General features: G+C 56.2%; 12 protein-coding genes. 9 read left to right on the forward strand and 3 right to left on the reverse strand.

The genetic code is table 11. From position 1 onward, the window contains the following. Position 1: 1 nt before the first annotated feature. Complete coding sequence (gene gntU, locus IM317_RS21900; RefSeq protein ID WP_010436459.1) at positions 2 to 1,342, forward strand: gluconate transporter; 1,341 nt, start codon at positions 2 to 4, stop codon at positions 1,340 to 1,342. A gap of 119 nt (positions 1,343 to 1,461) precedes the next feature. Here the strand turns inward: gntU and plsB are convergent, their stop codons facing one another. Further along, complete coding sequence (plsB, locus tag IM317_RS21905) at positions 1,462 to 3,882, reverse strand: glycerol-3-phosphate 1-O-acyltransferase PlsB (RefSeq protein ID WP_033144402.1); 2,421 nt, start codon at positions 3,880 to 3,882, stop codon at positions 1,462 to 1,464. Positions 3,883 to 4,036: 154 nt separating this feature from the next. Here plsB and IM317_RS21910 point away from each other — a divergent pair, with 154 nt between their 5' ends. From IM317_RS21910 to IM317_RS21925, 4 genes are all read left to right on the forward strand, one after another. Next, positions 4,037 to 4,405, forward strand: coding sequence for a diacylglycerol kinase (locus IM317_RS21910; protein WP_023334158.1), 369 nt, complete (start codon positions 4,037 to 4,039; stop codon positions 4,403 to 4,405). Between the two features lie 108 nt (positions 4,406 to 4,513). Then, positions 4,514 to 5,122: a transcriptional repressor LexA gene (lexA, locus tag IM317_RS21915; protein WP_023310039.1), complete on the forward strand. Its 609-nt coding sequence runs from the start codon at positions 4,514 to 4,516 to the stop codon at positions 5,120 to 5,122. A gap of 63 nt (positions 5,123 to 5,185) precedes the next feature. Beyond that, on the forward strand, positions 5,186 to 6,523 hold the full coding sequence (gene dinF, locus IM317_RS21920; RefSeq protein ID WP_033144403.1) for an MATE family efflux transporter DinF: 1,338 nt from the start codon (positions 5,186 to 5,188) through the stop codon (positions 6,521 to 6,523). 120 nt (positions 6,524 to 6,643) lie between these two features. Continuing rightward, a complete protein-coding gene (locus IM317_RS21925; protein ID WP_014830284.1) occupies positions 6,644 to 6,853 on the forward strand; it encodes a CsbD family protein in 210 nt (69 codons plus the stop codon). 72 nt (positions 6,854 to 6,925) lie between these two features. Here the strand turns inward: IM317_RS21925 and zur are convergent, their stop codons facing one another. After that, positions 6,926 to 7,438 carry a zinc uptake transcriptional repressor Zur gene (gene zur / locus IM317_RS21930; protein WP_008503369.1) on the reverse strand — a complete coding sequence of 171 codons (513 nt, stop codon included), beginning with the start codon at positions 7,436 to 7,438 and terminating at the stop codon, positions 6,926 to 6,928. Between the two features lie 115 nt (positions 7,439 to 7,553). Here zur and IM317_RS21935 point away from each other — a divergent pair, with 115 nt between their 5' ends. The 4 genes from IM317_RS21935 (at position 7,554) to pspG (ending at position 10,982) form a co-directional block, all read left to right on the forward strand. Further along, positions 7,554 to 8,042 carry a cupin domain-containing protein gene (locus IM317_RS21935; protein WP_023310041.1) on the forward strand — a complete coding sequence of 163 codons (489 nt, stop codon included), beginning with the start codon at positions 7,554 to 7,556 and terminating at the stop codon, positions 8,040 to 8,042. Between the two features lie 172 nt (positions 8,043 to 8,214). Continuing rightward, the gene (locus IM317_RS21940; protein ID WP_033144404.1) at positions 8,215 to 9,525 is read left to right on the forward strand and encodes a conjugal transfer protein TraF; all 1,311 of its coding nucleotides are present in this window, start codon (positions 8,215 to 8,217) and stop codon (positions 9,523 to 9,525) included. 82 nt (positions 9,526 to 9,607) lie between these two features. Continuing rightward, entirely contained in the window at positions 9,608 to 10,603 is a 996-nt protein-coding gene (dusA, locus tag IM317_RS21945) for a tRNA dihydrouridine(20/20a) synthase DusA (RefSeq protein ID WP_033144405.1), read from the forward strand. 136 nt (positions 10,604 to 10,739) lie between these two features. Further along, positions 10,740 to 10,982, forward strand: coding sequence for an envelope stress response protein PspG (pspG, locus tag IM317_RS21950; protein WP_023310044.1), 243 nt, complete (start codon positions 10,740 to 10,742; stop codon positions 10,980 to 10,982). Between the two features lie 184 nt (positions 10,983 to 11,166). On the opposite strand, the gene IM317_RS21955 is transcribed toward pspG, so the two are convergent. Then, entirely contained in the window at positions 11,167 to 12,150 is a 984-nt protein-coding gene (locus IM317_RS21955) for a quinone oxidoreductase (RefSeq protein WP_033144406.1), read from the reverse strand. Positions 12,151 to 12,183 lie beyond the last annotated feature (33 nt).

The following is a 12,183-nucleotide window of genomic DNA, read 5'->3' on the forward strand; positions in this document are numbered from 1 at the left end:
TTTGAGTACATTAACGCTAGTTTTGACAGCAGTGGGTTCCGTGTTGCTGCTGCTGTTTTTAGTGATGAAGGCGCGTATGCACGCTTTTGTCGCTTTGATGGTGGTTTCTATAGGTGCAGGTCTCTTTTCCGGTATGCCGCTCGACAAGATCGCCGCGACGATGGAAAAAGGGATGGGAGGCACGCTGGGCTTCCTGGCGATTGTGGTCGCCCTTGGCGCGATGTTTGGCAAGATTTTGCACGAGACGGGCGCGGTCGACCAGATTGCCGTCAAGATGCTGAAATCCTTTGGCCACAGCCGCGCGCACTACGCGATTGGTCTGGCTGGCCTGATTTGCGCGCTGCCGCTGTTCTTCGAAGTGGCCGTTGTGCTGCTGATAAGCGTCGCGTTCTCCATGGCGCGCCATACCGGCACTAACCTCGTGAAGCTGGTTATTCCGCTGTTTGCGGGCGTGGCGGCAGCCGCAGCGTTTCTGCTGCCTGGGCCTGCGCCGATGCTGCTGGCGTCCCAGATGCACGCTGACTTTGGCTGGATGATCCTGATTGGCCTGTGCGCGGCAATACCGGGGATGATTATTGCCGGTCCGCTGTGGGGCAACTTCATCAGCCGTTACGTTGAGCTACACATTCCGGATGACATCACCGAGCCGCACCTGGGCGAGGGCAAAATGCCGTCCTTCGGCTTCAGTCTGTCGCTGATCCTGCTCCCGCTGGTTCTCGTGGGACTGAAAACCATCGCCGCGCGCTTTGTGCCGGTGGGTTCCAGCGCCTACGAATGGTTCGAGTTCATCGGTCATCCGTTCACGGCGATCCTGGTGGCGTGTCTGGTGGCGATTTACGGCCTGGCGATGCGTCAGGGAATGCCAAAAGACCGGGTGATGGAGATCTGCGGTGCCGCGCTGCAGCCGGCGGGCATTATCCTGCTGGTGATCGGCGCTGGCGGCGTGTTCAAGCAGGTGCTGGTGGATTCCGGCGTAGGCCCAGCTCTGGGCGAAGCGCTGACCGGGATGGGCCTGCCGATTGCGGTCACCTGCTTCGTGCTGGCCGCGGCGGTGCGCATCATCCAGGGTTCCGCAACCGTGGCGTGCTTAACCGCCGTGGGTCTGGTGATGCCGGTGATTGAACAGCTGAACTACTCCGGTGCGCAGATGGCCGCGCTGTCTATCTGTATCGCGGGCGGTTCGATTGTGGTCTCTCACGTTAACGACGCGGGCTTCTGGCTGTTCGGTAAATTTACCGGCGCCACCGAAGCGCAAACCCTGAAAACCTGGACGCTGATGGAAACCATCCTTGGCACAACGGGCGCCATTGTCGGGATGATTGCTTTCACACTGCTGAGCTGAATGCGGTGATTTAACAAGGCTCAAAAATAAGGCCTGGTAGCGTTAACGCTTACCGGGCCTTTATATTATGCAGAACGCCAGGCCGGGTCAGGTGAAACCACCAACCTGGCTTTTTCACATCACTCGCCCTGCGTCGCGCTCTCGATCGTCAAACGCACATCCGACGTAATGAGTTCGGCCAGCATCTGGTACACCTTCAGCGTCTCTTCCGGCTCGGCATCTCCCGTATCGCTGATGTAGCCTTCATCACGCAGCGTCAGGACCAGAGAGCTGAAGACCGCTTTGTCGAAGAACTCCGGGGCGTTAATGCCGTGCAGAACGGACAGGCGCTGTGCCAGCGTCCGGCTCTCTTTCTCCAGCGTGCCGCGGTTGATAGACGGGTTCGCACTCAGCAGCCAGAACGTAATGGCGTAGCGCTGCAGCGTTTCGCGCGCACCGGCCGCAAGCAGTTGCAGGGTTCGGGAACGCGACGGATTGATGTGCAGCTCGTCGTTTGAGACGGTGATCAGCCCCTGACGACGCAGCTCTTCCGTCAGTTTGTCCAGTTCGCCCGCCAGCTCGTCTTTGCTCCAGCGCAGGAACAGCTCCGCTTTCAGCATCGGATAGAGCGTCTCAACGTGACGCAATAGCTCCTGACGCGAAATACGGCGATGCTGGGTGATGATAGCCGCCATGAGTGACGGCAGCATCAGCATATGGGTGATGTTGTTGCGGTAGTAGGTCATCAGCACTGCCTGCTCGCGCGGCAGAATAATGATGTCGCCGATCGTGTCCTTTTCGACTTCAAACTTGTTCATCTGCAGCGCGTGATCGATAAGCTCACTGGCGGTAGCAGAAGGCACGGTTGAATCAACGGAATACGGCACGTTGCGCATCATGTCCAGATAGCAATCCAGCTGCTCCGTGAGCTGTTCGCGGGTCAGCGAGCGCTGACGCGAAGCCAGAAGCGCCGTACAGCACAGGTTCATGGCGTTAGCCGCACCGGCGTTGTTAATACGCACCATCAACTCGGACGCGATGCCGTTGACCGTTGGCGTCAGCCAGGCCGGACGAATCGCTTCGATAGGATCGATGGATTCACGCCACTCGGGAACGTGATGGTTCAGATACGTCATCAGCGGCATCGGTTCGCCGAAGTTCACGTAGCCCTGACCGAGATTGCGTAGCTTGCTCAAGCCGCGAAGCATCTGCGGCAGGCTCTCTTTCTCTTTGGTCGCACCGCGCAGCTCTTTGGCGTACGTGCCCACTTCCATCACGTGCTCATAGCCAATGTAGATTGGCACCAGCGTGATTGGACGGGTTCCTCCGCGCAGCATCGCCTGAATGGTCATCGACAGCGTGCCGGTCTTCGGATCGAGCAGACGTCCGGTACGGGAACGACCGCCCTCCACGAAGTACTCCACGGAATAGCCGCGGCTGAACAGCTCGCCCAGATATTCGCGGAACACGGTGGAGTAGAGCTTGTTGCCCTTGAAGGTGCGACGGATAAAGAACGCGCCCAGGCGGCGGAAAATCGGACCTGCTGGCCAGAAATTCAGGTTGATACCGGCAGCAATGTGCGGCGGTACCAGCCCCTGGTGATAGAGCACGTAGGAAAGAAGCAGGTAGTCCATGTGGCTGCGGTGGCAGGGAACATAGACAATCTCATGGCCATCGTGCGCCAGCTGACGCACACGTTCAGCATTATGAACGTTGATGCCCTGATACAGGCGGTTCCAGGTAAAGCCGAGAATACGATCGGACAGGCGAATCATCTCGTAAGAGAAGTTCGCTGCAATCTCTTCCATCAGCGCAATGGCGTTCTGCTGGGCTTTCTCATGCGATATTTTCTTGCTGCGCGCTTCGTCTTCAACGGCGCGGGCAATCGCTTTGGAGGCCAAAAGCTTGTTGAACAGATCCTGACGCGCCGGGAGACGCGGCCCTACGGCAGCGAGGCGCTGGCGGGCGAAGTGCATACGCGCCACGCGCGCCAGTTTTTGCGCGATTATCTTGTCGGTACCGTGCTCGTCCGCCATACGACGCAGCGAAACGGAAGGGGAGAAACGCACAAAGCTGTCGCGTCCCAGCCAGGAGACCGCGAAGAACTTCTGAATGCCGTTAAGCATGCGCAGCGGCGGGTTCTCTTCACCTTTTTCACGGCCCGGACGACGACCAAACATCACCGACACCGGCACCATCTGCACATCCAGATCGGGGTTGCTGCGGTGCAGGTCGAGATAGTCATGGAACAGCTTGATGGACTCTTCTTTTGGCGTGTAGTAGGTAAACACGCGCGGTCCACCGTGAATGAACACGTAGCGCGGCAGCAGCGTACCGTCAACTTCAAGCGGTTCAAGCGGGTCCGGTAAGTCATGCGCCAGACACTGGGCGCGCAGCGTCAGTAAGTCTGCCTTCGAGTTATAAGGCAAAACGTACATAATAGGACGCGAGGTATCGAGCCCCAATTCCAGCGCGGGTTCTGCTGGGATAGACTTGCTTTTTACCAGGATGCTTAATGGTAAATTAAGTAATTTGTAGTAAATTCGTGGCCAGCCGGACATAAACGATGTAAAGCCTCTGGTTAATAATGCAATTGCGGCGCAAGGATAACAGAAAGCGCGCAAAATTTCTGTTGTTACCCGTCATACTTCAGGCTGTAGCGAAACGCGCTACAGTTCCTGTTACTGACGCTTTTTTTCATAAAAGGTTCTTTTAATGGCCAATAATACCACTGGGTTAACGCGTATCATCAAAGCCGCCGGCTATTCATGGAAAGGTTTCCGTGCCGCGTGGATCAACGAAGCCGCCTTTCGCCAGGAGGGCGTCGCCGCTATCATCGCGGTGATCATCGCCTGTTTCCTTGATGTTGATGCTATTACCCGCGTACTTCTAATCGGTTCCGTGCTTCTGGTGATGATAGTGGAAATTCTTAATAGCGCTATTGAAGCCGTTGTTGATCGCATTGGTTCAGATTTCCACGAGCTTTCTGGCCGCGCAAAAGACATGGGGTCTGCTGCCGTGTTGCTGGCGATTATCACTGCCGTTATCACCTGGGTCACGCTGCTTTGGTCGCATTTCCGATGAGCCTCGAGGAATAATTAAGTCCCTGGTTTTTTGTGCAGTTTTTGGTTCCAAAATCGCCTTTGACTGTATATACTCACAGCATAACTGTATATACACCCAGGGGGCGGAATGAAAGCGTTAACGACCAGGCAGCAAGAGGTGTTTGATCTCATCCGGGATCATATCGGCCAGACGGGTATGCCACCCACGCGTGCGGAAATCGCGCAGCGTCTGGGCTTCCGTTCTCCGAATGCTGCCGAAGAACACCTGAAAGCGCTGGCGCGTAAAGGCGTGATTGAGATTGTTTCAGGCGCGTCACGCGGTATCCGCCTGCTGGTGGAAGAAGAGACGGGTATTCCGCTGATAGGCCGTGTTGCCGCCGGTGAGCCTTTACTGGCACAGCAACATATTGAAGGCCACTACCAGGTCGATCCTGGCATGTTCAAACCGAGCGCAGATTTCCTGCTGCGCGTTAGCGGTATGTCGATGAAAGACATCGGTATTCTTGATGGCGATCTGCTTGCGGTGCACAAAACGCAGGATGTGCGTAACGGCCAGGTAGTTGTCGCGCGCATTGATGATGAAGTTACCGTCAAGCGTCTGAAAAAACAGGGTAACACCGTTCAGCTGCTGCCTGAAAACAACGAGTTCTCCCCGATTGTGGTCGATCTCCGCGAACACAACTTCTCTATCGAAGGACTGGCGGTTGGGGTCATTCGCAACGGTGAATGGCTGTAATCTCTTCCTGACAGGCTATGGCGCCGCTGTAGCCTGCTTCATTCTCCACTCCCGGTATTTTTCATGTCACTGCTGACGGAATCAGATAAGGCATTGTGGCGTCTCGCTCTGCCGATGATTTTCTCCAATATCACCGTGCCCTTGCTGGGGCTGGTCGATACTGCCGTTATTGGTCATCTTGATTCGCCTGTTTATCTTGGCGGCGTGGCGATTGGCGCGACGGCAACCAGCTTCCTGTTTATGCTGCTGCTCTTTTTGCGCATGAGCACCACCGGGCTCACGGCACAGGCTTATGGTGCAAAAGATCCGCTGCGTCTGGCGCGCGCGCTGGTCCAGCCGCTGATCCTTGCGCTTGGCGCGGGAGTGTTAATCGTTTTATTACGTACGCCCCTGATCGACCTTGCGCTCCATGTTGTCGGCGGCAGCGAGGCGGTACTGGCTCAGGCGCGCCGTTTCCTTGAAATTCGCTGGCTCAGCGCGCCCGCCTCGCTGGCAAACCTGGTTCTGCTGGGGTGGCTACTGGGCGTTCAGTACGCCCGTGCACCGGTGATTTTGCTGGTGGTAGGCAACCTTCTCAACATTGTGCTGGATGTCTGGCTGGTAATGGGCCTGCATATGAACGTGCAGGGCGCGGCGCTGGCGACGGCGATTGCCGAATACGGAACCTTGATTATCGGTCTGTGGATGGTCTGGCGCGTGCTGGCGATGCGCGGGATCTCCCTGGCGCTGTTCAAAACCGCATGGCGCGGCAATATCCGTAGGCTGCTGGCGCTCAATCGTGACATCATGCTGCGCTCGCTGCTGCTTCAGCTCTGCTTCGGCGCGCTGACGGTTTTCGGGGCCCGACTGGGGCCAGAAATCGTCGCGGTCAACGCGGTATTGATGACGCTGCTGACCTTTACCGCCTACGCGCTGGACGGATTTGCCTATGCGGTAGAAGCGCATTCCGGGCAGGCGTACGGGGCGCGCGAAAGCGGGCAGCTTAGGGACGTCTGGCGGGCAGCCTGCCGCCAGTCTGGGCTGGTGGCGCTGGCGTTCGGCCTGGTTTACGCCTGCTTTGGTGAGCAAATCGTCGCGTTGCTTACGTCTCTTCCTGCGCTGCGCGAGCTGGCGAGTCACTATCTCATCTGGCAAGTCATCTTACCGGTGGTCGGCGTCTGGTGTTATCTGCTGGACGGTATGTTCATTGGTGCGACGCGCGGAGCGGAAATGCGTAACAGCATGGCGGTCGCGGCGGCCGGGTTTGGTCTGACGCTGCTGACGCTTCCCTGGCTGGGTAATCACGGTTTGTGGCTGGCCCTGGCCGTTTTCCTCTCGCTGCGAGGGATATCGCTGGCTTTTATCTGGCACCGCCACTGGCAAAACAATACCTGGTTCCCTTCACGTCACGATATATCGTGACGGTTAAAGATTCCGAATATCAAATCAACTGCCGAATCCTTAACTACAATAATTATCACGTCCAGCAGAAAAGAACGTAACGGACGTTACGACCCGACGCTTAACTAAGAGGACACGATGATGAATAAAGACGAAATCGGCGGCAACTGGAAGCAGTTCAAAGGTAAAGCGAAAGAACAGTGGGGTAAGCTGACCGATGACGATATGACCGTCATTGAAGGTAAACGCGATCAGCTTGTCGGTAAAATCCAGGAGCGTTACGGCTACGCAAAAGACCAGGCGGAAAAAGAAGTGGGCGACTGGGAAAAACGCAACGACTACCGCTGGTAACCGGGCTATACCCGCAAGTACAAGGAAGTACACCCTGAGGGCGGCCATGAGCCGCCTTTGCTTTTACTACTGCTAACGCGGTTTTTTCTTCACAAGAATAGAGTGGTCGTGCTGACATGCGTCCTGATGACGGCAGGCTTCCACTTCCACGCAGGCAGAGCACAGTCCGTGCGCTTCAATCACGTTATGACGTAGGGCAAAACCCATTTTCGCCGCCAGCGTATGCATAATATCTTCCACGCCTTCCGCAGCCTCTTCTTTCACCACGCCGCAGCGGTCGCAGATAAACATCGCCGATGTATGGGTGGGCTGATCGAACAGATGGCACAACACGTAGCTGTTTGTGGACTCAACTTTGTGCACGAATCCTTGTTCCAGCAGGAAATCCAGGGCGCGATACACGGTCGGAGGTTTCGCCTGCGGCTCGCTTTCGCGGAGCAGGTCCAGCAGATCGTAGGCGCTGATAGCACCCTGCTGCAGGCTCATCAGACGTAAGACTTCAAGGCGCTGCGGAGTCAGGCGCACATTGCGTTGCGCACACAGCTTTTCGGCCTGCGCTAACAGCTCTTTTGTGGACTTATCCATTTAGCACCCCGGATGTTATAGGACGGAAAACCCTCACTTTATCATGTTCTGGTAAAAACGCCGAGGTCCGCCAGTCTGTGCTATACCTGACCCATTGCAAAACGGGAAATAAACAATGAAAAAACCTGACTGTATTCGGCACTGGCGCGACGTTGAAGGCGCGGATGATTCGACCTATCCAGATAGCGATGAGCGTTTTTCTATCGGCGCCCCGTTGGCTCGCAAGCTTGGGCTCGGGCGCATTGGTATCCATCACGAGCGTTTACCGCCCGGGCGCAGGACGTCCTATCCGCATGCGGAAAGCGATGAAGAAGAGTTCGTTTATGTGCTCGAAGGTCATCCAGAAGCGTGGATTAATGGCTATTTATGGAAACTTGAACCGGGCGACAGCGTGGGGTTTCCTGCCGGAACCGGTATTTGCCACACCTTTATCAACAACACGGACGAAGAGGTGCGGTTACTGGTCGTTGGCGAGGCCAACAAAAAGCACAACCGCATCTACTATCCGCTTAACCCCGTGTATGCCGCCACGCGTGAGGATCGCTGGGTAGACCACCCGCCCCAGTTTTTTGGACCGCATGATGGAAAACCTGGGAAAAAATAATTTCCTCTTCTATAAATATTGAGGGCCGTCACAAAATATAACAGGCCGTAAGGGAGTTTTACTTAGGGATAGAAATAGCGGGTCTTTTACTACTTATTCACAGCAATAGTTCGTTCCTGTTTGGGTGATAACAGACAGGGGTTATTTCATAACAGACTATAACGGGCATACTGTGAAAAAAAATTTTAAATTTTCGGTGGTTAGTATCGCTGTTTCCTTGTTTATGGCAAATCAGGCGGGAGCAGCCAATACCTGGACAGAATCACGTAGCGACGCAATGGGTGGCACTGGCGTTGCCTCCGGGAGCTATGGTAGCGGGGCGTTAATCAACCCCGCGTTGCTGGCAAAGGCAAAACCGGACGATGATGTGACGGTCATTTTGCCGTCCGTTGGCGTACAGGTGACGGATGAGGACAATCTTCAGGACGAGATTGATACCATCAACGACAAAATCAATCACTATAAGGATGTGGTTGATGACCTCACGCCAAGGGAGATCATCACCAATCCGTTAGGTTCCATTAATCAATTCCAGGGCGCGGCCAAAGATCTGGCCGATGAGCTGGACTATCTCAAGGGTAAAACCGCACGCGCGACGGCAGGTGCCGGGCTTGCCGTGAGTATCCCTAACGATGTGCTTTCCGTGGCCTTTATGGCGAAAGGCTACGCCCATGGCCGGGTGAGTTCGTCTATCGATCAGCAAGATATTGATTATCTGCGCGGTATTCAACAAAGCAAGGTGGTGGCTGCCGGTGTTGCCCTGGACGCTGCGCTGAACGGCACGGATCAGATCACTAAAAATCTCAACTCAACGGCGTCTGGCCGGGCAGCGATTGTGTCCGACTATGGTGTTGCCGTTGCCCGTCAGTTTGACCTCGGCGGCGTCCCGGTTTCCGTGGGGGTGACGCCAAAACTGCAAAAAACCTGGGTCTATAACTACACCACGTCAATCTACGATTACGACAGTAACAAGTGGAACGACAGCCGCTACCGCACGGACGACACGGGCTTTAACGTCGATGCCGGTATTGCGGCTGATTTCGGCGAACACTGGACGGTTGGCGTGAGCGGGCAAAACCTGATGTCGCGCGATATCGACACCAAAGATATCCGTATCCGCAACGGCCGGACGGGAGAAGTGGTGAGCTACAAAGACACCTACCAGATCCGTCCGCTGGTGACCGCCGGCGCCGCCTGGCATAACGACCTGGTGACGCTGACCGCCGATGGCGATCTGACGGAAACCAAAGGCTTCAAGAGCGAAGATACGTCGCAGTACGTGGGCGTCGGTGCTGAGGTTACGCCGCTCAGCTGGCTGGCGGTGCGTGCGGGCTATCGCGCGGACGTGAAGGGTAACGACAGCAATGTCTTTACCGGCGGTGTCGGCTTCGCGCCGTTCAGTACCGTTCATGTTGACCTGATGGGCCTGTACGGCGAGGACGAAACCTGGGGCGCCGGGGCTCAGCTGAGCATGACGTTCTAAAGTCCACCGGAGGCGCTGCGCCTCCGGCTTTTCTTTGTGCTATAGTAGCGCCCCTTTTCCACCAGATGCTTAAAACTTCGCCATGTCGTCAGAATTACAGACCGCTTTCCCTGCACACCGTTTCTCCATTGCGCCGATGCTCGACTGGACGGACAGACACTGTCGCTACTTCCTGCGCCAGCTCTCCCGCCATACGCTGCTGTACACCGAAATGGTGACCACGGGCGCAATCATTCACGGGAAGGGCGACTATCTGGCCTATAGCGAAGAAGAGCATCCGGTTGCCCTGCAGCTGGGCGGCAGCGATCCGGCCGCGCTGGCGCAGTGCGCGAAGCTGGCGGAAGAACGCGGCTACGACGAGATCAACCTGAACGTTGGCTGCCCGTCCGACCGCGTGCAGAACGGCATGTTTGGCGCCTGTCTGATGGGGAATGCACAGCTTGTAGCGGACTGTATCAAGGCGATGCGCGATGTGGTCTCCATTCCGGTCACGGTCAAAACCCGTATCGGCATTGACGACCAGGACAGCTACGAATTCCTGTGCGACTTCATCAACACGGTATCCGGGAAAGGCGAGTGCGAGATGTTCATCATCCACGCGCGAAAAGCCTGGCTCTCCGGCCTCAGCCCGAAAGAGAACCGTGAGATCCCGCCGCTGGACTATCCGCGCGTGTATCAACTGAAGCGTGACTTCCCGCACCTGACGATGTCCATCAACGGCGGCATCAAGTCGCTGGAAGAGGCCAGAGCGCATCTGGCGCATATGGATGGTGTGATGGTCGGCCGCGAGGCGTATCAGAACCCGGGCATTCTGGCGACGGTCGATCGCGAAATCTTTGGCATCGAAGGCGCGGACACCGATCCGGTTGCCGTCGTGCGTGCGATGTACCCCTACATTGAGCGCGAGTTGAGCAATGGCACTTATCTTGGCCATATCACCCGCCATATGCTTGGCCTGTTCCAGGGTATTCCGGGCGCGCGTCAGTGGCGCCGCTACCTGAGCGAGAATGCGCATAAAGCCGGAGCCGATATTGAGGTGCTGGAACATGCGCTGCGACTGGTGGCAGACAAGCGATAACTTTCGCTAAAAGTTCGTCAAATTCACCACGCCCTGCGAACGTTCGCGGGGCGTTTTGCTTTAATAACAACAGGTTAATACTGGCATGATTCTTGTAATGCTTACTTCATTACTCGGGAACTCGTGGGAGATCACCATGCTGGAACTACTTTTTGTGATTGGCTTTTTTGTCATGCTGTTAGCGACAGGCGTTTCGCTGCTCGGCATTCTGGCGGCTATCGTGGTGGCGACGGTGGTCATGTTTATTGGCGGACTGTTTGCGCTGACGATCAAACTATTGCCGTGGCTACTGCTGGCCATTGCGGTCGTGTGGGTGATTCGGGCGATTAAAGCGCCAAAAGTGCCCAGTTATCAGCGCAATAACCGCTTCCGTTACTAAGGTATTGAGGGGTTCGTCACATACTTGTAACTTTTCCGGCGGCATGGCTTAGAACAGAATAGGATTTAGTTATCGAATCTGTCACTATGACTGCCGTTAAAGAATTCATCGAGCTGTACCCTACATACAGCCGAACTAAAAAAAGAAAGGGCTTCCCACGGGAAGCCCAATTTCTTTTTGGGGCTCAGGGAATCAACAAGCTCGACCCCTGCGTTGCCCGGCTCTCCAGCACCTCATGCGCACGCTGCGCATCGGTCAGCGCGAATTTCTGCGCATCTGCCACATCCACTTTGATGACGCCGCTGGCGATCAGCGAGAACAGCTCGTTGCTGGCTTCCTCAAGTTCTTCCCGGTTGGTGATGTATCCTTGCAGGGAAGGGCGAGTCACATACAGCGAACCTTTCTGATTCAGAATACCGAGGTTAACGCCGGTTACCGCGCCTGATGCATTGCCGAAGCTGACCATCAGACCACGGCGCTGCAGACAGTCCAGCGACGCTTCCCACGTGTCTTTCCCCACCGAGTCATACACCACGCGCACTTTTTTGCCGCTGGTGATCTCCTTCAGCCGCTCAACAATGCTCTCTTCACGATAGTTAATCACCTGCCAGGCGCCCGCCTGCAGCGCGCGCTGCGCTTTTTGTGCATTTCCGACGGTGCCGATCAGCTTCGCGCCCAGCGCCTTTGCCCACTGACAGGCGATGAGCCCGACGCCACCCGCTGCGGCATGGAACAGGAACTGCTCGTCGGGCTTAATTTCATAGGTTTTGCGCAGCAGGTAGTAAACCGTCAGACCTTTCAGGAACGAGGCCGCCGCCTGCTCAAAGGAGATGGCGTTAGGCAGCAGGGCGGCTTTATCCGCCGGAATGTTGTGGACGGAGCTGTAAGCGCCCAGCGCAGACTGCGCGTACACCACGCGGTCGCCCTCTTTAATATGCTTAACCGCGCTGCCCACTTTGACGACGACCCCGGCGGCCTCGGTGCCCAGGCCGCTCGGCATTGACGGCGGCGGGTAGAGACCTCCGCGAATATAGGTGTCGATGTAGTTAATGCCGATGGCTTTGTTTTCAACCTGCACTTCGTTTTCGCCAGGCGCGGCAGGGGTGAACTCCACCGCTTTCAGTACGTCTGGCCCACCGTGTTTCTGGAATTCAATGCGCGTTGCCATGCTCCCTCCGTAAGAAAAATATGGTAATCTTTC

Origin of the sequence: Enterobacter cloacae complex sp. S3 (assembly GCF_014930495.1) — a bacterium.
Lineage (GTDB): Bacteria > Pseudomonadota > Gammaproteobacteria > Enterobacterales > Enterobacteriaceae > Enterobacter > Enterobacter asburiae_B.

Coding starts and splice junctions, on each gene's coding strand:
- plsB (WP_033144402.1), bottom strand. CDS start 3,882: ATGTCCGGCTGGCCACGAATTTACTACAAATTACTTAATTTACCATTA.
- IM317_RS21910 (WP_023334158.1), top strand. CDS start 4,037: ATGGCCAATAATACCACTGGGTTAACGCGTATCATCAAAGCCGCCGGC.
- lexA (WP_023310039.1), top strand. CDS start 4,514: ATGAAAGCGTTAACGACCAGGCAGCAAGAGGTGTTTGATCTCATCCGG.
- dinF (WP_033144403.1), top strand. CDS start 5,186: ATGTCACTGCTGACGGAATCAGATAAGGCATTGTGGCGTCTCGCTCTG.
- IM317_RS21925 (WP_014830284.1), top strand. CDS start 6,644: ATGAATAAAGACGAAATCGGCGGCAACTGGAAGCAGTTCAAAGGTAAA.
- zur (WP_008503369.1), bottom strand. CDS start 7,438: ATGGATAAGTCCACAAAAGAGCTGTTAGCGCAGGCCGAAAAGCTGTGT.
- IM317_RS21935 (WP_023310041.1), top strand. CDS start 7,554: ATGAAAAAACCTGACTGTATTCGGCACTGGCGCGACGTTGAAGGCGCG.
- dusA (WP_033144405.1), top strand. CDS start 9,608: ATGTCGTCAGAATTACAGACCGCTTTCCCTGCACACCGTTTCTCCATT.
- pspG (WP_023310044.1), top strand. CDS start 10,740: ATGCTGGAACTACTTTTTGTGATTGGCTTTTTTGTCATGCTGTTAGCG.
- IM317_RS21955 (WP_033144406.1), bottom strand. CDS start 12,150: ATGGCAACGCGCATTGAATTCCAGAAACACGGTGGGCCAGACGTACTG.